The sequence below is a fragment of the Kitasatospora humi genome, from assembly GCF_020907985.1.
Lineage (GTDB): Bacteria > Actinomycetota > Actinomycetes > Streptomycetales > Streptomycetaceae > Kitasatospora > Kitasatospora humi.
This window is the reverse complement of record NZ_JAJJPA010000019.1, coordinates 13,440-34,393: the sequence shown is the minus strand read 5'-3', so window position 1 is coordinate 34,393 and position 20,954 is coordinate 13,440. Positions and strand designations below refer to the sequence as shown.

The window sequence follows — 20,954 nt, the reverse complement described above, 5'->3', positions numbered from 1 at the left end:
GGCGTCAGTCGCAGCCGCAGCCGTTGGTCGGCGCGACGGCGATCGGCGCAGGGGCACCGATGCCGGGCAGGCCCAGCATCACTCCGGCCGGCTTGGCCACCGGGGCCGCGTTGCGCTTCTCCCAGGCGTCGCCGGCCCGGGTGCGGCGCACGGCCAGCGCCGGGCCCTCGGCGAGCAGGTGGTGCGGGGCGGCGTAGGTGATCTCGACGGTCACCATGTCGCCCGGGCGCACCGGCTCCTCGGGACGGCTGAAGTGGACGAGGCGGTTGTCGGGCGCCCGGCCGGAGAGCCGGTCGGTCCGGTCGTCCTTCTTGCCCTCGCCCTCGGCGACCAGGATCTCCAGCCGGCGGCCGACCTGCTTCTTGTTCTCCTCCCAGGAGATCTCCTCCTGGAGGGCGGTCAGCCGGTCGTAGCGCTCCTGCACCACGGCCTTGGGGATCTGGTCCTCCATCTCGGCGGCGGGGGTGCCGGGCCGCTTGGAGTACTGGAAGGTGAAGGCGTTGGTGAACCGGGCCTCGCGGACCACGTGCAGGGTCTGCTCGAAGTCCTCGTCGGTCTCGCCGGGGAAGCCCACGATGATGTCGGTGGAGATGGCCGCGTCCGGCATCGCCTCGCGGACCTTGCGGATGATGCCCAGGAACCGCTCCTGCCGGTAGGAGCGCTTCATGGCCCGCAGCACGCCGTCCGAGCCGGACTGCAGCGGCATGTGCAGCTGGTGCATCACGTTCGGTGTCTCGGCCATCGCGGCGATCACGTCGTCGGTGAAGTCGCGCGGGTGCGGGGAGGTGAAGCGGACCCGCTCCAAGCCCTCGATCCGGCCGCAGGCGCGCAGCAGCTTGGAGAACGCCTCGCGGTCGCCCAGGTCGGAGCCGTAGGCGTTGACGTTCTGGCCGAGCAGCGTCACCTCGATGACACCCTCGCCGACCAGCGCCTCGATCTCGGAGAGCACGTCGCCGGGACGGCGGTCCTCCTCCTTGCCGCGCAGCGCCGGGACGATGCAGAAGGTGCAGGTGTTGTTGCAGCCGACCGAGATGGCCACCCAGGCCGCGTACGCGGACTCCCGCCGGGTGGGCAGCGTGGACGGGAAGGTCTCCAGCGACTCCAGGATCTCCACCTGGGCCCGCTGCTCGATCCGGGCCCGCTCCAGCAGCGCCGGCAGGTGGCCGATGTTGTGGGTGCCGAACACCACGTCGACCCAGGGCGCGCGGCGCACGATGGTGTCGCGGTCCTTCTGGGCCAGGCAGCCGCCGACGGCGATCTGCATGTCCTTGTGGCGGGACTTCACCGGCGCCAGCTGACCGAGGTTGCCGTACAGCTTGTTGTCGGCGTTCTCCCGCACCGCGCAGGTGTTGAAGACCACCAGGTCCGGATCCCCGCCCTGGTCGGCCTTGACGTATCCCGCGCCCTCCAGCAGCCCGGCCAGCCGCTCGGAGTCGTGCACGTTCATCTGGCAGCCGTGCGTGACGACCTTGTAAGTTCGCAAGCTCTCTCCCATACCCACATCAGCAAGGGTAAGGGCACCCGGACGGCCCTCAGGCAACGGTTTCCGCTCGCCCCCTCCCGCCGAGCGGCCCGGCCTGGCAGGATCCCGGCATGACCTGCTCCCCCGCCCGCCGCTGCTGGCCGCTGCTGGCCGCGCTACTGCTGCTGGTCGGCTCGCTGACCGGCTGGTGGCTGGGCACCGCCGGGCCGGGCGGCTACCCCAAGGGGGTGCAGGGCTTCGCCACCGGGGTACCCGCCGGGGTGTACAGCCAGTACGGCGCGATGCTGAAGGGGTACGTGCAGTCGGCCATGCCCGGCGTCCGGGTGCGGCTGGACGACTCCCAGGGGTCGGTGGACAACCTGGACCGGGTGGTCTCCGGGCAGGACGCCTTCGCGTTCGCCACCGCCGACGCCGTGACCCAGTACCGCAACTCGGGCTGGCAGCGGCTGCGGGCGGTCGCCCGGCTCTACGACGACTACCTGCAACTGGTGGTGCCCGCCGACTCGCCGGTCCAGCGGGTGGCCGACCTGAAGGGCATGAGGGTCGGGGTCGGGCAGCCGCTCTCCGGGGTGAACCTGGTGACCAATCAGCTGCTCACCGTCGCCGGGATCGACCCGAAGACCGGGATCAAGCCGTATCCGCTCGACGTGGGGGCGGCCGCCAAGGAGCTGGCCGGCGGTGACCTGGACGCGTTCTTCTGGTCGGGCGGCCTACCGACCGGTGCGCTCACGCAGCTGTCGAACACCTTCCCGATCCGGATCGTGCCGCTGGGCGACCTGGCCAACGCGCTGCACGACCGCTACCCGGACTCCGCGGCCTACCGCACCTCCGTGCTGCCGGCCGCGGTCTACGGCAAGAACCAGGCGGTGCTGACCCTGGCGGTGCCGAACCTGCTCATCACCAGGGACGACGTCAGCCCCTCGCTGGTGGAGGGACTGACCCGGTCGGTGATCGCCAGCCGGGACGTGATCGGCTCGGCGGTCCACTCGGCCCAGCTGGTCGACCTGGGGACCGCCGTCTACACCGAGCCACTGCCGCTGCACCAGGGCGCCCAGGCGTACTACCGCTCGGTCAAACCCTGAGCCGACATCCCGTCAACTCTTCGGTGGGATCGGCAGCACGAGCGTCACCGCCAGGCCGTGCGGCTCGGCCGCGGCGAACTCCAGGGAACCGCCGCCGGCCACCAGCAGGGTGCGGGCGATGGACAGGCCCAGACCGGACCCGTCCACGTTCTGGTGACTGGTGCTGCGCCAGAACCGGTCACCGACCCTGGACAGCTCCTCCTCGGTGAGCCCCGGCCCCTGGTCGGCCACGGTGACCGCGACCTCGTCCCGACCCAGTCGCACGGTCACCGCCACCGTGCCCCCTTCGGGACTGAACTTGAGCGCGTTGTCGATCACCGCGTCCAGCGCGCTGCCGAAACCGATCGGGTCCGCCCAAGCCCGGGCCGGCGGCGGAGTACCGGTGCCCAGCCGGATGCCCCGCCGGTCGGCCACCGGCTGCCAGGCGTCCACCCGGGCCAGCACCAGGGCGGTCAGGTCCACCGGTTCGGGCTTCGGGCGGCTGCCCTCGGCGGTGGCCAGACCCAACAGGTCGTCCAGCACCCGGGTCAGCCGGGCGCCCTCCTCGCGGACCTGCGACAGCTCCTCGTCGCGCCCCTCGGGGAGCTCCAGGCCGAGCAGTTCCACCCGCAGCAGCAACGCGGCCAGCGGATTGCGCAGTTGGTGCGAGGCGTCGGCGACGAACGCCTTCTGCTGGTCCATGGCGAGCACCACGTGGTCGGCCATCTCATTGAACGAGGAGGCCAGCCGCCGCAGTTCGGGCGGGCCACCGACGGCGGCCACCCGGGCGTCCATCCGCCCGGTGGCGATGTCGTGGGTGGCCCGGTCCAGGGTGCGCACCGGGCGCAGCACCCACTCGGTGAGACGGACCGCCAGCAGCACCGCGGCGATCATGGCGACCGCCTCGCCGCCGGCCAGCCAGGCCCAGCGGTGCACGATCCGCGACCGCAACTCAGCGGTCGGGGAGTCGGTGACCACCACCGCCACCACGTCGCCGTCGCGGACCACCGGTGAGCCGATGGTCAGGGTCCGCCCCGGAGTCCAGGGCCAGACCTGCGGCGGGTTGTGACTGCGCCTGCCGTCCTTGGCCTCCGCCACCGCCGTGACACCGGCGGCGGACAGCTTCCAGTCGGCCGGGGAGACGGCCAGCGGACGGCCGTCGGCGAGGTAGATGCCGATCCTGATCCCGTAGAGCTGCTGGTAGCGGTCGGCCTCGGCCCGCAGCGCGGCCAGTGCCGAGGAGTCCTGCGGGGTCGGCACATTGGGGTCGGCGCCGGCCGAGCCGCGCTCCGGCAGCCCCTGGGTGGGCAGCTCCTGGGCGAACCGGGCGACGTCGTCCATCCGGTCGACCACCACCCGGCTCTGCTCCGCCTGCGCCATCGAGCCGGCCAGCGGCACGCCGAGTGCGGCCAGCACGCCGGCCATCAGCGCCAGCAGGATGCCGAGCAGGCGGTTGCGCATGCCTACGGCCTGCCGCCTTCCCGCTCGGCGGTGCCTTCCCGCCCGGCGCCGTCCTGCCCGACACCGTCGTGCTTGGCGCCGTCCTGCTTGGCGCCGTCCTGCTTGGCACCATCAGGGGTGGGGGACTGCGGGATCAGCCGGTAGCCGACCCCGCGAACCGCCTCGACCAAGCCGGGCAGCGCCAACTTGGTGCGCAGCGAACCGATGTGCACCTCCAGGGTGCGGCCGTTGCCCTCCCAGCCGCTGCGCCAGACCTCGCTGAAGATCTGCTCGCGCCGGTAGACCACGCCCGGGCTCTGCGCGAGCAGGGCCAGCAGATCGAACTCCTTGCGGGTGAGCGGCACCTCCCGGCCGGCCACGCTGACCCGGCGGCGCTCCCGGTCGATGCTGATGTCCCAGGACTCCAGCGAACCCGGGCCGGCCGGCACGGCGGCGGAGCCGCTCGGCCCACCGGCCGGGGCGGGCTGGAAGCGGCGGGCCACCGCGTGGATCCGGGCCAGCAGCTCACCCATGTCATAGGGCTTGGTGATGTAGTCGTCGGCGCCCAGGTTGAGGCCGTGGATCCGGGAGCGGATGTCGGCGCGTGCCGTCACCATGATCACCGGGACGCCGCTGCCGGCCCGGATCCTGCTGCACACCTCGAAGCCGTCCCGGTCGGGCAGTCCCAAGTCGAGCAGCACCACCCGGTAGGGCTCACTGCCGTCCGGCACCAAGGCGTCCAGCGCCTCGTGCCCACTGCGGGCGTGCCGCACCTGGAAGCCGTGCCGACTGAGCACGGCGACCAGCGCCGCCGCGACCCGGTCGTCGTCCTCGACGAGGAGCAGCCGCATCCCACATCCTTCCAGCGTCCGGCCGGCACCTCGCACGGGTCCGGCGAAGCGCTCATCCTCTCCCACGGCCGCCCGCCCCGACCAGCCCTTGACGGCCGCTCGCCGGCACGCGTGGCCCTTTCGTGACCCTCAAGTTCTGCTCAGATCCGGTGACCCGACGTTATTTCGCCGCCTAAGGTCGGGCCGACCGGGGGCCACGGGCTCCGCCGGCTCCGGCCCTCGGTCCTCGATCGGCGCCTGGGCGGAATCGCCTTTTCGTGGTCATCCGTGGGACGGGCTGCACGGAACCACCGCTCCGCCCCCACCGCGCTCACCCGGTGTTCCGGGGTCGCGGGGGCGCCGCGGCTCGAACCGGCGCACACCGAGTGCTGCTTGACGGACCCCCAGGTGATCTGGTGCATTGCTGTTCGTGACACCACCCGGGACCAGCTCCGCCACCGCCGCCCCTGCCGGACGGCCGTCCCCTGCTGAGCTGCCGTGCGGGGGTCGTCCGTGGACCCGGTGATCGTGGTCGGCGCCGGTCCGGTGGGTCTGGCGATGGCCCTGGCACTGGCCCGGCACGAGGTGCCGAGCATCGTGCTCGACCAGGGCGGCGGTGTCTGCCCCGAGGGTCCGCGCAGCGCCGTGCTCGGCGCCGAGAGCACCGCCTTCCTGGAACGGCTCGGCTATCTGCGGGCCACTTCGGACGCCGCGCGCTGGGACCGGCTGACCGTCTGGCGGCGGCGCCAGGAGGTGCTCCAGTTGGACCTGGCCGAACATCCGGTGCGCCACCTGCCGCAGCACCGGCTGCAGCGCGGCCTGCGGGACGCGGCCACCGCCACCCCGCTGATCCAACTGGTGCCGCACGCCCGAGTGGAGGAGATCCAGCAGGACCGGGACGGGGTCAGCGTGCGCAGCCGCCACCCGCAGGACGGCAGCGACACCTGGTGGCGGGCCAGCCACCTGGTGGGCTGCGACGGCGCCCGGTCGACGGTGCGCAAGCTGCTCGGCATCCGGTTTCCGGGCCGGCCCGCGGTGGACCGGCACGCCATCGCCACGGTCCGGGTCGACCTGCCGTTCCCCGGCGAGGCCCGGCTGCACCGCGAACCGCCGTGGCGCGGCGACCGGGAGGCCTCGGCCCGGCCGCTGCCGGACGGGCTCTGGCGGCTGGACTGGCGGCTGCCGCCCGGCCGGCCGGCGCCCAGCGAGCCGGTGGACCCGCACGCCACCTGGCCGGGCCTGGTCACCGGGGACACCCTGCTCACCCGGGTGAAGGCCACCCTGACCGGCTGGTGCGGCGAACTGCCCCGTCATGAGCTGCTGGCCGCCGCCGACCACACCGCACAGCAGCGGCTGGCCGCCCGCTTCCGCAGCGGACGCTGCTTCCTGGCCGGCGACGCGGCACACCTGCACGGGGCGCTGGGCATGCAGAACCTGGCGGACGGGTTGCGCGACGCGGACAACCTGGCCTGGCGGCTCGCGGTCGCCTGGCACCTGCCGCCGGCCCCCGGCCGGGAGGATCCGGACCTCGCGCCGCTCACCGGCGGACGGCGCTCCGGCGGCTCGCTGCTCGACGGGTACGAGGCGGAACGGCGGGCCGCCGTCGGAGCTCGGCTGCGCGCGGTGGACCAGTCGATGCCGCTGCTGCGGCCGCTGCGCGGTTGGCAGCAGACCCGGCGCTCGCTGCTCACCGGCCCGTTCCGCAAGCACGCGCCACTGCTCGCCGACGGGATGCTGGGCACCGGGCGGTTCGGCGGGGCGCCCGCCTATCCGGGCGCGCCGTCCGGGGTGCCGCCCCAGCGCGGCGCCGGGCGGGGCAGCGCGCTGACCGAGAACCTGCCGGCCACGGCGCCCGGGGTGCTGGTACCGGACGTCCCGGTCCTCACCACCGAGGGGGTGCCCGATCAGCTCTACGCCCGGCTCGGCGCGGCCTTCCTACTGCTGCTGGTGGCACCGGGCACCGCGGTCTGGTCAGCCGAACGGTGGCTGGGGGCCGGGCTGATGCCCCGGTTGGCGGAGGTCGCGGCGGCGCTGCCCGTGCCGACCGAGGTGCTGGTCGCCGAGCACTACCCCGAGGCGGGCCCGCACACCGTGCTGCTGATCCGCCCCGACGGGCATCTGGTCGGCATCACCCAGGGCGCCCGCGCCGAGGACCTGCAAGCGCTCGCCGAACATGCCCGCGGCGGTCCGGAGGCGCTCACCAGCACGAGCTGACGCCCGTCGGCGGCGTCGCCGCTAGCCCAGCGACCAGTCCTCCAACTCCTCGGCGCTCTCGCCCTCGGCCTCCAGTGCCTCACGCACCACTCGGAAGGCGAGCCCCTCGGGATAGCCGCGGCGGGCCAGCATGCCGACCAGTCGGCGGATCCTGGCCTGCCGCTCCACGCCCGTGGTGGCGCGCAGCTTGCGGTCCACCAGGGCCCGCGCGGCGGCCGCCTCGTCGTCCGCGTCGAGCTGGGCCACGGCCTCCTCCACCACCGGGCTCGCCACGCCCCTGGTGCGCAGCTCCCGGGCCAGGGCCCGACGGGCCAACCCACGGCCCGCGTGCCGGGACTCCACCCAGGCGGCGGCGAAGGCGGCGTCGTCGATCAGGCCGACCTCCTCGAAGCGGGAGAGCACCTCCTCGGCCACCTCGTCCGGGACTTCCCGCTTGCGCAGCGCGTCGGCCAGCTGTTTGCGGGTGCGGGCGGTGCCGGTGAGCAGCCGCAGGCAGATCTCCCGGGCCCTGGTGGCGGGGTCGGTGTCCGGCTGCGGAGTCCGCTGGGTCCGCGGCGCACCGTCGGCGGACTCGGCGCGCCGGGACCGGCCGCGCCGGGACCGGGCCGAGGCCGCCGCCAACTCGGCCTCGGCTTCGGCCACCCAGTCCCCGGCCGGGGCAACGGACGGCTCCTCCCGGACCGGCCGCACTCCCCCGGCCGCCGGCCCCCGCCCGCCGGCCCGGCGCCCCCGCGCCGGACCCTCCGCAACCCACTCCCCAATAGGCCGCACCGCCCCGGCAGCGCCGCCCCCCTGCGCCGACTCCCCCACCACCGAGCGCTCCCCCACCGACCGCGCAGCATCCCCCGACCGCACTCCCCCCGCCCGGCGCCCCCGCGCCGGACCCTCCGCAACCCACTCCCCGACCGGGCGCGCCACCCTGGCAGCGCCGCCCCCCTGCGCCGACTCCCCCAGCACCGAGCGCTCGGCCCGGCTGCCCGCCCCCGCACGCGGTACGCGCGAGCCGACGGGGTCGGCGGTCGGCCCCGACGGTCGGCCCGGTGCGTCAACCACCCAGTCCGGGCGCTCCCCCTCGTGCTCGCCCTTGGCCTCGACGTCCCAGTCCGACCAGTCCGGGCGTGCCCCATCGCCCGGACCCCGCTTGCTCCGCATCGCTATTGCCCGATCAGGCCTTGGCCGCCGCCGTCTTCTTGGCGGTGCTCTTGGTCGCCGTGGCGGTGATCGGCTTGACCGCGCCGTCGGCCGACTCGGCGGCCGGCTCCGCACCGTCCGCCGGTGCGTCCGGGTCGACGCCGATGCCCAGCTTGCCCTTGATCTTCTGCTCGATCTCCGCGGCGAGCTCCGGGTTGTCCCGCAGGAAGTTGCGGGCGTTCTCCTTGCCCTGGCCCAGCTGGTCGCCCTCGTAGGTGTACCAGGCGCCGGCCTTGCGGATGAAGCCGTGCTCGACGCCCATGTCGATCAGGCCGCCCTCCCAGCTGATGCCGTGGCCGTAGAGGATGTCGAACTCGGCCTGCTTGAACGGCGCGGCCACCTTGTTCTTGACCACCTTGACCCGGGTGCGGTTGCCGACCGCCTCGGTGCCGTCCTTCAGGGTCTCGATCCGGCGGATGTCCAGCCGGACCGAGGCGTAGAACTTCAGCGCCCGGCCACCGGTGGTGGTCTCCGGGGAGCCGAACATCACGCCGATCTTCTCGCGCAGCTGGTTGATGAAGATCGCGGTGGTGTTCGCCTGGTTCAGCGCACCAGCGATCTTGCGCAGCGCCTGGCTCATCAGCCGGGCCTGCAGACCCACGTGCGAGTCGCCCATCTCACCCTCGATCTCGGCGCGCGGCACCAGCGCGGCGACCGAGTCGATGATGATCAGGTCGATCGCGCCGGAGCGGATCAGCATGTCGGTGATCTCCAGCGCCTGCTCACCGGTGTCCGGCTGGGAGACCAGCAGCGCATCGGTGTCGACCCCGAGCTTGCGGGCGTACTCCGGGTCGAGGGCGTGCTCCGCGTCGACGAAGGCGACCGTGCCGCCGAGCTTCTGCGCGTTGGCCGCTGCGTGCAGGGTGAGGGTCGTCTTACCGGAGGACTCCGGACCGTAGATCTCGATCACCCGGCCCCGGGGCAGACCACCGACGCCCAGCGCGACGTCCAGCGCGGTGGATCCGGTCGGGATCACGTCGATCGGGGTACGGGCCTGGTCGCCCAGGCGCATCACCGAGCCCTTGCCGAACTGTCGCTCGATCTGGGCGAGCGCGGTCTCAAGGGCCTTCTCGCGATCGGTACCTGCCATGGCTTCCACCCTCGGGTTCTGTGCTGTGCGCTTCATCGTCCTCGACGCTAGCGCGTCCCACCGACAATCGGCCCCGGACGGGCTCGGCCTGTGGATAACTCGTCGAGGAACAGTATAGGGAACAACAGTTCGAATCGCTGTTCGACCACTTCCCGTCGGGAAGGCGCTGGGGAGCTGCGGGGAACCGCAGGCCACCGCAGCCACGGCAAGGGACCGCAAGGAACGCAAGGAACCGCGAGGAAGAGGAGAGAACCGCAGGGAAAAGGAGGGAAGCGCAGAAAGAGAAGCGCAGCGACCCCCGGGGAACGGCCGGCCGAGCGCGTCAGCGCAGCCGCGACGACACGCCCATCACATCGCAGACCACCCGCCAGACGTCCTTGGCCTCCCAGCCGGCGTCCAGCGCCTGGTGCACCGTCCGGCCGCCGAGTTCGCTCATCACGTGGTCCCGGGCGAACGACTCCGCGTACGCGGGGCCGAAGTGCTCGTTCATCCGTCGCCAGAACTCGGTCAGCCTCATGAAGCCAGTATCGCGGAGCCAGGCCGCACCCCGCGGTCGCGCCGCCCAGCGCCCGCCCGCCCCGGGTTCGCGCCGCCCAGCGCCGGCCCGTCAGTGCGGCACCGACAGCACCCCCGCGCCGTACCCGCTGGAGTCTCCGCACAGGCCTGGTCCGACCGGGCAGTTCCCGGCGGCCAGACCGACCAGCAGGTCCCGCAGCCGGTCCGGCCCCCACCCGGGATGCAGTGCGGCGGCGACCGCGACGGCGCCGGTCACCTGGGCAGCGCTCATCGAGGTGCCCGCCAGCGCGGCGTACCGGCCGCCGGGCCAGTCCGAGACGATCGCCTCGCCCGGCCCGCCGTCCGGGTCACCGCCGGGCGCGGCCAGGGTGATCCGGCCCTTGCCGTAGTTGGAGTAGGCCGCGACCGTCCCGCTGCGGGTGACCGCGCTGACCGACACCACCCCGGGCAGCTCGCCGGGCAGCCGGATGCACTCCGGGCCGAGCCGGCGGTCCCGGGCCGGGCCGGCCGCCCGGTCGTTGGGACTGCGCTGATCGGTCCGCGGCCCGGCCAGGTCCTGCGTGTCGTTGCCCGCCGAGGTCACCACCACGGCGACGCGCCGGGCGTAGGCCACCGCGCGGTCCACCGCCTGGATCATCGCGGCCTGGTCCGGGTCGTCCGGGCAGTTGTACTTCCACGGGTCGGCGAAGTAGCTGTTGTTGATCGCCACCGCACCGTGGTCGGCCGCCCACAGCAGCCCGCAGACGATGTTCTCCGGGTAGTACTGCCCGAGCGGTCCGAGCAGCCGCACCGCCGCGATCCGCACCCCGGGCGCCACCCCGACGATCCCGTGTCCGTCCTGGGCCGCGCCGACCAGTCCGGCCACATGGGTGCCGTGACCGCTCTCCGCCACCGACGGGTCCGGGCGCCAGGCGCCGCGCCGGGCGTCCGGACGGCCGTCGGCACAGGAGGCCGAGTCGGCGGGGCTGACCGCGTCCCGCAGGTCCGGGTGGGTGTCGTCGACCCCGGAGTCGAGCACCGCGACCAGCTCCCGACGCAGCGCGGCGGCCCGCTGCTCGCCGGCCGCGGTCGCCGGGCCGGCGCCGGTCACGGTGAACAGACCGGCTCCCCGGGCTGCCGGGTCGTCGCCGATCATCGCCAGGTTCCAGCCGCCGCGCTCGCCCGGATCCGGCACCGTCGTGGTGGTGTCGCCCTCGAGGTGCTCCACCGACCACGGCCGCCCCGACACCACCGGACGGCGAAAGCCCCCCGCACTAGCCGGCGCCCACGGCACCCCGGGCACCGACTCGACGCCGACGACCCCGGCCACGCCGACCCCCCACCGACGAACGCCACCCTCGACCCGCTCCACCGACCACGGCCGCCCCGACACCACCGGACGGCGGAAGTCCCCCGCACCGGCCAGCGCCCCCGGCGGCCCGGGCACCGGTTCGGTGCGGGTGGCCCCGGCCGCGGCGATCCCGGGCCGCCGGCGCAGCCGCTCCGCGAAGTCGCCGTCGGCGGAGTAGGCGAGCACCGCGCCGATCTGCGGGTAGTCCTGCACCGGCCGGCCGCCCAGCGCCCGGACCGCGGCGTCCGCCGCGGCACTGCCCTGGGCGTCGGCCCGGTCGGCCAGCACCAGGAAACTGAGGTACGAGCGCTGGTCGCCCGCCATGTAGGGGAGCGCCCCGCCGAGCAGGAGCACCGCCGCGAGCACGACGGGAGCGCTGCGCAGCACCAGGGAGCGACGCCGGCCGCGGGTGACCAACCGCACCTCGGCCATCGCTGTCCTCCGCTCGTCGCAGCCACCGAAGCCTCGCAGCCTCGCGGCCCTCGAAGCCGCCCTCGAAGCCTCATCACCCTCGAAGCCTCGCCGCCTGGGCCTCACCATATGAGCGTTTCATCCGATATGTCCTTACCTGGGCCGCCATCCGGTGCACGCCGTGCGACCGCCCTCCCCGGACTGTCAGTGCCACCCGGCACCATGGATGGCATGGCGGACCAGCAGCTCTCCCCCGACCCACTGGCCGGCTTCGCGCCGGCCACCCGGGCCTGGTTCGAGGCCGCCTTCGACCGGCCCACCGCCGCCCAGGCCGGCGCCTGGGCCGCGATCCGCCGGGAGTCCGACGTGCTGGTGGTCGCCCCCACCGGCTCCGGCAAGACCCTCGCGGCCTTCCTCGCCGCCCTCGACCGGCTGAGCAGCGCCCCGCCGCCGGCCGATCCGCGCCGGCGCCTCCGGGTCCTCTACGTGTCCCCGCTGAAAGCCCTCGCGGTGGACGTCGAGCGCAACCTGCGGGCACCGCTGGCCGGCCTGCGCCAGGCGGCGGTCCGCCTCGGCCTGCCGGAGCCGGAGGTGCAGGTCGGCACTCGTTCGGGTGATACGCCGGCCGCCGAGCGCCGCCGCTTCCAGGGCCATCCGCCGGACATCCTGATCACCACGCCCGAGTCGCTCTTCCTGCTGCTCACCTCGGCGTCCCGGGAGGCGCTGCGCGCCGTCGACACGGTGATCCTCGACGAGGTGCACGCGGTGGCCGGCACCAAGCGCGGCGCCCACCTGGCGCTCAGCCTGGAGCGGCTGGACCAGTTGCTGGAGCGCCCGGCCCGGCGGATCGGCCTGTCCGCCACGGTCCGGCCGGTGGACGAGGTGGCGAGGTTCCTCTCCCCCCAGCGCGGCGCCGTCGTCGTCCAACCGCCCGCGGCCAAGGAGTTCGACCTCTCGGTGGTGGTCCCGGTCGCCGACCTGGGCGAGCTCTCGCCGGCCCCCGCCGCCACCGAGCCGACCCAGACGGCCGGCATCTGGCCGCATGTCGAGGAGCGGATCGTCGACCTGGTCCAGGCCCACCGCTCCACCATCGTCTTCGCCAACTCCCGCCGGCTGGCCGAACGGCTCTGCAACCGGCTGAACGAGATCGCCCATGAGCGCGCCACCGGGGCCCCGCCGGCCGAGCGGCACGGTCCGGCCCAGCTGATGGGCGGTTCGGGCGCGGCCAAGGGCGCCCCGCCGGTGCTGGCCCGGGCCCATCACGGCTCCGTCTCCAAGGAGCAGCGGGCGCTGGTGGAGGAGGAGTTGAAAGCCGGCCGGCTGCCCGCCGTGGTCGCCACCTCCAGCCTGGAGCTGGGCATCGACATGGGCGCGGTCGACCTGGTGGTGCAGGTGGAGTCGCCGCCCTCGGTGGCTTCCGGACTGCAGCGGGTCGGCCGGGCCGGGCACCAGGTGGGCGCGGTCTCCACCGGCGTGGTCTTCCCCAAGTACCGGGGCGACCTGGTGCAGTCCGCGGTGGTGACCGAGCGGATGCGGGCCGGCCGGATCGAGGCGCTGCGGATCCCGCGCAACCCGCTGGACGTGCTGGCCCAGCAGTTGGTCGCGATCACCGCGTTGGACACCTGGGACGTGGACGAGCTGCTTACGCTGGTCCGCCGGGCGGCGCCGTTCGCCACCCTGCCGCAGTCCGCCTTCGACTCGGTGCTGGACATGCTGGCCGGCCGCTACCCCTCGGACGCCTTCGCCGAGCTGCGTCCCCGCCTGGTCTGGGACCGGGTGGCCGGCACGGTCACGGGCCGGCCCGGCGCCCAGCGCCTGGCCGTCACCTCCGGCGGCACGATTCCGGACCGCGGCCTGTTCGGCGTCTTCATCGTCGGCTCCGAGTCCTACGAGGGCGGCCACCAGGAGGGGCAGCGCGAAGCGCCTCGTCAGAAGGGTGGTGGCGGGCGACGGGTGGGCGAGCTGGACGAGGAGATGGTCTACGAGTCCCGGGTGGGCGATGTCTTCACCCTGGGCACCAGCTCCTGGCGGATCCAGGAGATCACCCATGACAAGGTGCTGGTCACCCCGGCTCCGGGAGTGCCGGGCCGGCTCCCGTTCTGGAAGGGCGACTCACTGGGCCGCCCGCTCGAACTCGGCCGGGCGCTGGGCGCGTTCGTCCGCGAGCTGGGCAGCCTGCCCGAGCCCGAGGCGAGGCAGCGGCTGCTGGGCGCGGGGCTGGACGACTGGGCGGCCGACAACCTGCTCGGCTACCTGGCCGAGCAGCGCCAGGCGACCGGTCACCTGCCGGACGACCGCACCATCGTGGTCGAGCGGTTCCGGGACGAGCTGGGCGACTGGCGGATCGTCGTCCACTCCCCGTTCGGTGCCCAGGTGCACGCCCCGTGGGCGCTGGCCCTGGGGGCCAGGCTGCGCGAGCGGCACGGGCTCGACCCGCAGGTGATGCACGGTGACGACGGCATCGTGCTGCGGCTGCCGGACGTCGACCTGCTCGCCCCCGACTACGACTTCAGCAGCCCGGTCGCTGACGGGCCGGCGGTCGACGAGGCCCCGGTGGGCGCCGACGCGGTGCTCTTCGACCCGGGTGAGATCGAGCAGCTGGTCACCGACCAGGTGGGCGGCTCAGCGCTGTTCGCCTCCCGGTTCCGCGAGTGCGCCGGCCGCGCCCTGCTGCTGCCCCGCCGCAGCCCCGGCAAGCGCACCCCGCTCTGGCAGCAGCGCCAGCGGGCCGCCCAACTCCTCGAGGTGGCCAGCGAGTTCGGCTCGTTCCCGATCGTGCTGGAGGCCGTCCGGGAGTGCCTGCAGGACGTCTTCGACCTGCCGGGCCTGGTCGAGCTGATGCGCGACCTGGAGTCCCGCGCGGTGCGGCTGGTCGAGGTCACCACGCCCGAGCCCTCGCCGTTCGCCCGCTCGCTGCTCTTCGGCTACGTCGCCCAGTACCTCTACGAGGGCGATTCGCCGCTGGCCGAGCGCCGGGCCGCCGCCCTCGCGCTGGACTCCCGGCTGCTGGCCGAACTGCTCGGCCAGGCCGAGCTGCGCGAGCTGATCGACCCGGCGGTGCTCGCCGAGTTGGAGGCCGAGCTGCAGCGGCTCACCCCTGAGCGCCGGATCAAGGACGTCGAGGGGGTGGCCGACGCCCTGCGGCTGCTCGGCCCGCTCAGCACCGAGGAGCTGCTGGCGCGGGGCTCCGAAGCCGGCTGGCCGGCCGAGTTGCAGGCGGCCCGCCGGGCCATCCTGGTCAAGATCGCCGGCGAGCAGCGCTGGGCCGCGATCGAGGACGCCGGGCGGCTCAGCGACGCCCTGGGCACGCCGCTGCCGGTCGGCATCCCGGAGGCCTTCACCGAGCCGGTCAAGGATCCCCTCGGCGACCTGCTGGCCCGGTTCGCCCGGACCAACGGGCCGTTCACCGCCCCCCGGGCGGCCGCCCGGTTCGGCCTGGGCAGCGCCGTGGTCGTCGGCACGCTGCAGCGGCTGACCGCCGCCGGGCGGCTGGTGCAGGGCGAGTTCCGGCCGGTGGAGGCCGGCGGCACCGGCGAGCCCGAGTGGTGCGACGCCGAGGTGCTGCGCCGGCTGCGGCGCCGGTCACTGGCCGCGCTCCGCCAGGAGGTGGAGGCGGTGCCGCCGCGGGCCCTGGCCGCCTTCCTGCCGCAGTGGCAGCATCTGAGCGGCCACCAGCTGCGCGGTGAGGACGGGCTGTACCGGGTGGTCGAGCAGCTGCAGGGCACGGTGCTGCCGGCGTCCGCGCTGGAGCGGCTGATCCTGCCCGCCCGGCTGGCCGACTACCAGCCCGGCCTGCTCGACCGGCTGATGCAGGCGGGCGAGATCGGCTGGGCCGGGGCCGGCGCGCTGCCCGGCAAGGACGGCTGGATCAGCCTGCATCTGGCCGAGACCGCCGACCTGGTGCGCCCCGAGCCGCTCCCGTTCACCCGCACCCCGCTGCACGAGGCGCTGCTCTCCGCCCTGGCCAGCGGCTACGGACTGCTCTTCAAACAGCTCGGCACCCAGCTGCCGGACACCCCCGAGCCGGAAATCGCCGCCGCGCTGTGGGACCTGGTCTGGGCCGGCCTGGTCACCAACGACACCCTGGGCCCGGTCCGGGCGCTGCTCGGCTCCGGCCGCACCCCCGGGTCGACCGCACACCGCGCACCGCGCTCGGTGCCGCGCGCCCGGTACGGCGGGCTGGGCCGGGTCTCGGCCCGGCTCCCGAGCGACCCGACCACGGGCGGCCGCTGGTCGATGCTGCCCGCCCCCGCCGAGCCGACCGGCCGGGCCGCCGCCCAGGCGCAGGTGCTGCTGGACCGCCACGGGGTGCTGACCCGGGGCGCGGTGCAGGCCGAGCGGATCCCGGGCGGTTTCGCCGGCGTCTACCAGGTGCTCTCCGCCTTCGAGGAGCGCGGCCGGGCCCGTCGCGGCTACCTGGTGGAGGGATTGGGTGGCGCCCAGTTCGCGATGGACGGCGCCGCCGACCGGCTCCGCTCGGTCAACGGGCGGCTGGAGCGGGCGGCCGCCACCGAGTGGCCCGAGCGCGGTCCGGGCCCGGCCGACCGCCCGGCCGCCCAGCTACTGGCCGCGGCCGACCCGGCCAATGCCTACGGTGCCGCGCTGCCCTGGCCCGAGCCGCCGGGCGAGCAGGCCACCGCCCACCGCCCCGGCCGCAAGGCGGGCGCGTTGGTGGTGCTGGTCGACGGTGAGCTGGTGCTGTACCTGGAGCGCGGCGGCAAGTCGCTGCTCTGCTGGACGCAGTCCCCGCAGGTGCTGACCGCGGCCGTGGGCGCGCTGGTGGACGGGGTGCGCCGGGGGCTGCTCAGCGGTCTGACGGTGGAGCGGACCAACGGCGAGCCCGCACTGGGCTCAGGGCTCGGCGCCGTCCTCGAGGAGGCCGGCTTCCACGCCACTCCGCGCGGGCTGCGACTGCGCGGTTGACCTCCGGACCGGCCCCCGGGCCCGGCTGTCCGAGTGCACCGGCAGCACCCCGAGGCCCCAGCCGCCGAGGGTGAGCAGTGCGAAGAAGGCACCGGAGCCGTGCGGCGTGCCGGTGGATATCAGACAGGCGGCGAACAGTAACCAGAGCGCCACGCCTAACGGCCAGACCACGCGAAGCGCCCGGCCGCGGGCGAGCGCCGACCGGCGACGGCCGCGCGGACCTATTCGGCCCGCGCCCTCGGTGCCTCGGTGCACGCGCGGCTCCTTCTCCCGGCCCCCCTGATGCTCATCAAGCGTTCAGGTCAGCAGCGCGAGTCAGGCAGCAACGACATCCACGGCCGCGGCCTTCGGAGTGATCGTGCTCATCCGTTCCCCCGGAGCGGGAAGCTGTACGGGCTCCAGCACCGGACGGAGCAGGTCGTCCTCGGAGAGGGCGGCCATCGCGGCAAGCTCGGCCAGCGACAGCTCGTCGCTCACCTCGCGCATGACCTCGGACATCCGGACGTCGAGTGCGTCACAGATCGCGGAGAGCAGCTCGGAGGAGGCCTCCTTCTGCCCGCGCTCGACCTCGGAGAGGTATCCGAGCGAAACTCGTGCGGCGGCCGACACCTCGCGAAGTGTGCGGCCCTGGCGCTGGCGCTGCCGACGCAGCACGTCACCCAAGAGGCGACGGAGCAGGATCATCGGTTGCTCCCTCCTCGGACTGCGGATCGAGATGTCACGTCCCCACCGTACCGCCTTGCCCGCTTCCCGTGCGGGGACCGTGGTCGTGTTCACTCTGGGCTGCAAGCCTCTCCCCTCCCCTGTTGTTCCCGCCCCGGGCGCACACACGCCCTTGGTACCGAGAGGTTTCCCGGATTCGGCCTGTTCAGCCGTTGTTCAACTGACGCTGGTGGCGCCATTGGCGTTCCCGACGGCCACCGCCCGCGCCAGAAAGAGCTCCAGAGCGCCGGTCACGGCCTTTCGTCGGATTGTGGCACGGTCTCCCGACAGCCGGGGCGATCTCACCAGAGTTCCACCAGGACCGGCGAAACCCAGGTGGACTGTGCCGACTGGCTGACCGTGCTGCGGTTCCGGCCCCGCCACTCCGGTGGTCGCGAGGCCGTAGGTGGCACCGAGCAGCCGGCGCACTCCTTCGGCCATCTGCCGGGCCACCACCGGATGCACCGGACCGTGCACCGCGAGCAGCCCCTCGTCCACGCCCAGCAGCTCGGCCTTCAGCTCGGTGGCGTAGGCGGTGACCGATCCCCGGAAGGTCGCGGAGGCGCCGGGCACGTCCACCAGCTGGGCCGCCAGCAGGCCACCGGTGAGCGACTCGGCCACCGCCAGGGTCGCGCGGAGCCCGAGCAGTTCGTGGTGGACTTGCTGAGCCAGCGGCAGGTACTCGGTCACTTCGCCTTCGCCTCCTCGGCCCGGGCCAGACCCTCGCGGCGCAGTCGCACCGCCTGGCGCACGTAGTCGGCTCCGCTGGCCACGGTGAGCACCACGGCCAGTCCGATCAGCACCGCCCGGCCGGTGGCCAGCCAGCCGGTCAGCGGCAGCACGTACATGCCGACCGCGACGCCCTGGGTCAGCGTCTTCAGCTTGCCACCCCGGCTGGCCGGGATGACGCTGTACCGGATCACCCAGAAGCGCATCAGGGTGATGCCCAGCTCACGGGCGAGGATCACCGCGGTGATCCACCAGGGCAGGTCGCCCAGCACCGAGAGCCCGATCAGCGCGGCGCCCATGATCGCCTTGTCGGCGATCGGGTCGGCGATCTTGCCGAAGTCGGTGACCAGGCCGTGCCGGCGGGCGATCTCCCCGTCGAACAGGTCGGTGATCATGGCGATCGCGAACGCCGCCCAGGCCACCGCCCGCCACTTGGGATTGTGCCCGCCGTCGGCGAGCAGCAGCACCACGAAGACCGGCACCAGCGCGAGACGCAGCATGGTCAGCTGGTTGGCGAGGTTCCACAGCGAGGGCACCGCCGGCTTGGCGGCCCCGGGCTGGGCCGGGCGGGCCGCTGCCGGGCTGCCCGGCCCGCCGGTCATGCCGCAGCCGCCGGAGACGCGGCCTCGATCACCTCGGCCACCAGGTCCACTCCCTCGGACGCGATCACCCGGGCGCGGTAGAACCGGCCCACGACGGCCTGCTCGGCGCCGACCAGGGTGGTCAGGCCGTCGGTCTCCGGAGCCTGGTGGGCGGCGCGGCCGATGACCTCGCCGTCCTCGAGGGACTCGACCAGCACCTCGACCTCGGTGCCGATCCGCTGCTCGGCACGCTGCGCGGTGAGCTCCTCGGCCAGTCGGGTGAGCCGGGCCAGCCGGTCGGCCACCACGTCCTCGGGCAGCTTGCCGTCGAAGGTCGCCGCCTCGGTGCCGTCCTCGTCGGAGTAGCCGAAGACGCCGATCGCGTCCAGGCCGGCCTCGGTGATGAACCGTTCCAGCTCCGCGAAGTCCTCCTCCGTCTCGCCGGGGAAGCCGACGATGAAGTTGGACCGGGCGCCCGCCTGCGGGGCCTTGTCCCGGATGGTGCTCAGCAGCTGCAGGAACTGGTCGGTGTTGCCGAAGCGGCGCATCCGGCGCAGCACCGCCGGGGCCGAGTGCTGGAAGGACAGGTCGAAGTAGGGCACCACGCCGGCGGTGCCGGTCATCACGTCGACCAGGCCGGGGCGCATCTCGGCGGGCTGCAGGTAGCTGACCCGGACCCGCTCGATGCCGGGCACCGCCGCGATCTCGCTCAGCAGCGTCTCCAGGAGCCGGATGTCGCCCAGGTCCTTGCCGTAGGAGGTGTTGTTCTCACTGACCAGGACCACCTCGCGGACGCCCTGCTCGGCCAGCCAGACCGCCTCGTTCAGCACGTCGGAGGGGCGTCGGGAGATGAACGAGCCGCGGAAGGCCGGGATCGCGCAGAACGAGCAGCGCCGGTCGCAGCCGGAGGCGAGCTTGATCGAGGCCACCGGGGAGTCGTCCAGTCGCTTGCGCAGGGTGCGCGGGCCGGAGGCCGGAGCCACGCCCTCGGGCAGGTCCGCGATCGACGGCTGGGCACCGCCGTGCCCGGGCAGCGCGATCTCGGTCGCGGCGGCCTGGCGCTCGACCGGGGTCAGCGGGAGCAGCTTGCGGCGGTCACGCGGCAGGTGCGGCGCGTGGTGCCCGCCGGACAGGATGGTCTGCAGGCGGTCGCTGATGTCGGCGTAGTCGTCGAAGCCGAGCACGCCGTCGGCCTCGGGCAGGGCGTCGGCCAGCTCCTTGCCGTAGCGCTCGGCCATGCAGCCGACCGCGACCACGGCCTGGGTGCGGCCGTGCCCCTTGAGGTCGTTGGCCTCCAGGAGGGCGTCGACCGAGTCCTTCTTGGCGGCCTCGACGAAACCACAGGTGTTGACCACGGCGACATCGGCATCACTCGCGTCGTCGACCAGCAGCCAGCCATCGGCCTCCAGTCGCCCGGCGAGTTCCTCGGAGTCGACCTCGTTGCGGGCGCATCCGAGCGTGACCAGTGCGACAGTACGGCGTTCAGGCATAGGGCCAAGATTAACGCGCGGCCCCCGGTGCCGTTTCCCCCGGAGGCCGCGCGGCGAACGACGGGCGACTCAGCCGGCCTGCGGATCACCTGGGGTGTAGGTGAGGTGGACCACCTGTCCGTCCTTCCCGGCGGGCCCGAGGTCCTTGCCGTTGACGTACAGATGGACGGCCGCCGCGTTGCCGATCACCAGTTTGATCTGCTTCGGATCGGTGAAGGTCTGGTCCTTGCCGTCGTCCAGATTGTTCTGAAACAGCGACTTGCCGTCGCCGTCCACCGCCGACACCCAGCTGCTGCCGCCCTCGCCGACCACCTTGACGGTGACCTTGTCGGCCGGGGCGGCGGCGATCGGCGCGGTGCTCGCGGGCGCGGGCGGCTGCGCGGATCCGGTCGGCGGGGCGGGCGCCGAGCTGGTCGCGCTGGGCAGCGGTGCACTGGCCGAGCCGCTCGGTGCCCTGGTGGACTTGCCGTTGACCAGGTTGAAGCCGATCAGCAGGATCACCGCGACGATCGCCACCACCATCGCGGCGGTCCAGTTCGGCCGCCCCTGCCCGATCCTCATCCGCTTGGCCTCCAGCGCCGCCACCGGCGCCAGCTGCACCGGCTCGGTGCCGTGGACGGCGTCGTACCAGGCCACCAGGGTGTCGCCGTCGGCGCCGACCGCCCGGGCCACCGCTCGGATGTGCCCGCGCGCGTAGAAGTCGCCGCCGCAGCGGCTGAAGTCGTCCTCCTCGATGGAGTGCACGATCGGCACCCGCACCCGGGTGGCGGCGCTCACCTCATCGACCGTCAGCCCGGCCGCTTCCCGTGCCCCGGCGAGTGTGCGCCCGATCGAGGGAACGTCGGCCTGGACACCGGGATCGGCTGCGGTGTCACCGGTGGAGGATCGGCTGTTGTCACGGTGGGAAGACTTGCCGACGGTCACTGGGCACGCCTTTCGAGCGGAGGCCACCTGCTGGAAGAA

General features: G+C 73.9%; 15 protein-coding genes. 3 read left to right on the top strand and 12 right to left on the bottom strand.

What is annotated here, in order from left to right:
* Positions 1-4: 4 nt before the first annotated feature.
* Positions 5-1,495, bottom strand: coding sequence for a tRNA (N6-isopentenyl adenosine(37)-C2)-methylthiotransferase MiaB (gene miaB / locus LN042_RS19230; RefSeq protein WP_230052502.1), 1,491 nt, complete (start codon positions 1,493-1,495; stop codon positions 5-7).
* 98 nt (positions 1,496-1,593) lie between these two features.
* On the opposite strand from miaB, the gene LN042_RS19225 reads away from it, so the two are divergent.
* The gene (locus LN042_RS19225; RefSeq protein ID WP_230052501.1) at positions 1,594-2,565 is read left to right on the top strand and encodes a TAXI family TRAP transporter solute-binding subunit; all 972 of its coding nucleotides are present in this window, start codon (positions 1,594-1,596) and stop codon (positions 2,563-2,565) included.
* A 12-nt stretch (positions 2,566-2,577) separates the two neighbouring features.
* On the opposite strand, the gene LN042_RS19220 is transcribed toward LN042_RS19225, so the two are convergent.
* On the bottom strand, positions 2,578-4,005 hold the full coding sequence (locus tag LN042_RS19220) for a sensor histidine kinase (RefSeq protein ID WP_230052500.1): 1,428 nt from the start codon (positions 4,003-4,005) through the stop codon (positions 2,578-2,580).
* Positions 4,006-4,007: 2 nt separating this feature from the next.
* The gene (locus tag LN042_RS19215; RefSeq protein WP_230052499.1) at positions 4,008-4,835 is read right to left on the bottom strand and encodes a response regulator transcription factor; all 828 of its coding nucleotides are present in this window, start codon (positions 4,833-4,835) and stop codon (positions 4,008-4,010) included.
* Positions 4,836-5,312: 477 nt separating this feature from the next.
* Here LN042_RS19215 and LN042_RS19210 point away from each other — a divergent pair, with 477 nt between their 5' ends.
* Positions 5,313-7,028, top strand: coding sequence for an FAD-dependent monooxygenase (locus tag LN042_RS19210; protein WP_230052498.1), 1,716 nt, complete (start codon positions 5,313-5,315; stop codon positions 7,026-7,028).
* 21 nt (positions 7,029-7,049) lie between these two features.
* On the opposite strand, the gene recX is transcribed toward LN042_RS19210, so the two are convergent.
* The 4 genes from recX to LN042_RS19190 all read right to left on the bottom strand — a co-directional run bounded on the left by recX (position 7,050) and on the right by LN042_RS19190 (position 11,587).
* Positions 7,050-8,180, bottom strand: coding sequence for a recombination regulator RecX (gene recX / locus LN042_RS19205; RefSeq protein ID WP_372495771.1), 1,131 nt, complete (start codon positions 8,178-8,180; stop codon positions 7,050-7,052).
* Between the two features lie 13 nt (positions 8,181-8,193).
* Positions 8,194-9,309, bottom strand: coding sequence for a recombinase RecA (gene recA / locus LN042_RS19200; RefSeq protein ID WP_230052497.1), 1,116 nt, complete (start codon positions 9,307-9,309; stop codon positions 8,194-8,196).
* Between the two features lie 322 nt (positions 9,310-9,631).
* The gene (locus tag LN042_RS19195; RefSeq protein ID WP_230052496.1) at positions 9,632-9,826 is read right to left on the bottom strand and encodes a DUF3046 domain-containing protein; all 195 of its coding nucleotides are present in this window, start codon (positions 9,824-9,826) and stop codon (positions 9,632-9,634) included.
* A 90-nt stretch (positions 9,827-9,916) separates the two neighbouring features.
* Entirely contained in the window at positions 9,917-11,587 is a 1,671-nt protein-coding gene (locus LN042_RS19190; RefSeq protein ID WP_230052495.1) for a S8 family serine peptidase, read from the bottom strand.
* 210 nt (positions 11,588-11,797) lie between these two features.
* On the opposite strand from LN042_RS19190, the gene LN042_RS19185 reads away from it, so the two are divergent.
* Positions 11,798-16,489: an ATP-dependent helicase gene (locus LN042_RS19185; protein WP_230052494.1), complete on the top strand. Its 4,692-nt coding sequence runs from the start codon at positions 11,798-11,800 to the stop codon at positions 16,487-16,489.
* 315 nt (positions 16,490-16,804) lie between these two features.
* Here the strand turns inward: LN042_RS19185 and LN042_RS19180 are convergent, their stop codons facing one another.
* The 5 genes from LN042_RS19180 to LN042_RS19160 all read right to left on the bottom strand — a co-directional run bounded on the left by LN042_RS19180 (position 16,805) and on the right by LN042_RS19160 (position 20,915).
* Positions 16,805-17,173, bottom strand: coding sequence for a helix-turn-helix domain-containing protein (locus tag LN042_RS19180; RefSeq protein WP_101382402.1), 369 nt, complete (start codon positions 17,171-17,173; stop codon positions 16,805-16,807).
* A gap of 195 nt (positions 17,174-17,368) precedes the next feature.
* A complete protein-coding gene (locus LN042_RS19175) occupies positions 17,369-17,881 on the bottom strand; it encodes a CinA family protein (protein WP_230052493.1) in 513 nt (170 codons plus the stop codon).
* Positions 17,878-18,522: a CDP-diacylglycerol--glycerol-3-phosphate 3-phosphatidyltransferase gene (pgsA, locus tag LN042_RS19170; protein WP_230052492.1), complete on the bottom strand. Its 645-nt coding sequence runs from the start codon at positions 18,520-18,522 to the stop codon at positions 17,878-17,880. The genes LN042_RS19175 and pgsA overlap by 4 nt, the downstream gene beginning before the upstream one ends.
* Positions 18,519-19,991, bottom strand: a complete 1,473-nt coding sequence (rimO, locus tag LN042_RS19165) for a 30S ribosomal protein S12 methylthiotransferase RimO (protein ID WP_230052491.1) — start codon at positions 19,989-19,991, stop codon at positions 18,519-18,521. The genes pgsA and rimO overlap by 4 nt, the downstream gene beginning before the upstream one ends.
* Before the next feature lie 69 nt (positions 19,992-20,060).
* Complete coding sequence (locus LN042_RS19160; protein ID WP_308191827.1) at positions 20,061-20,915, bottom strand: helix-turn-helix domain-containing protein; 855 nt, start codon at positions 20,913-20,915, stop codon at positions 20,061-20,063.
* Positions 20,916-20,954 lie beyond the last annotated feature (39 nt).

Bases quoted from the DNA above. Each gene is read 5' to 3' on its own strand.
- miaB (WP_230052502.1), bottom strand. From the start codon at position 1,495: ATGGGAGAGAGCTTGCGAACTTACAAGGTCGTCACGCACGGCTGCCAG.
- LN042_RS19225 (WP_230052501.1), top strand. From the start codon at position 1,594: ATGACCTGCTCCCCCGCCCGCCGCTGCTGGCCGCTGCTGGCCGCGCTA.
- LN042_RS19220 (WP_230052500.1), bottom strand. From the start codon at position 4,005: ATGCGCAACCGCCTGCTCGGCATCCTGCTGGCGCTGATGGCCGGCGTG.
- LN042_RS19215 (WP_230052499.1), bottom strand. From the start codon at position 4,835: ATGCGGCTGCTCCTCGTCGAGGACGACGACCGGGTCGCGGCGGCGCTG.
- recX (WP_372495771.1), bottom strand. From the start codon at position 8,180: ATGCGGAGCAAGCGGGGTCCGGGCGATGGGGCACGCCCGGACTGGTCG.
- recA (WP_230052497.1), bottom strand. From the start codon at position 9,309: ATGGCAGGTACCGATCGCGAGAAGGCCCTTGAGACCGCGCTCGCCCAG.
- LN042_RS19195 (WP_230052496.1), bottom strand. From the start codon at position 9,826: ATGAGGCTGACCGAGTTCTGGCGACGGATGAACGAGCACTTCGGCCCC.
- LN042_RS19190 (WP_230052495.1), bottom strand. From the start codon at position 11,587: ATGGCCGAGGTGCGGTTGGTCACCCGCGGCCGGCGTCGCTCCCTGGTG.
- LN042_RS19185 (WP_230052494.1), top strand. From the start codon at position 11,798: ATGGCGGACCAGCAGCTCTCCCCCGACCCACTGGCCGGCTTCGCGCCG.
- LN042_RS19180 (WP_101382402.1), bottom strand. From the start codon at position 17,173: ATGATCCTGCTCCGTCGCCTCTTGGGTGACGTGCTGCGTCGGCAGCGC.
- pgsA (WP_230052492.1), bottom strand. From the start codon at position 18,522: ATGACCGGCGGGCCGGGCAGCCCGGCAGCGGCCCGCCCGGCCCAGCCC.
- rimO (WP_230052491.1), bottom strand. From the start codon at position 19,991: ATGCCTGAACGCCGTACTGTCGCACTGGTCACGCTCGGATGCGCCCGC.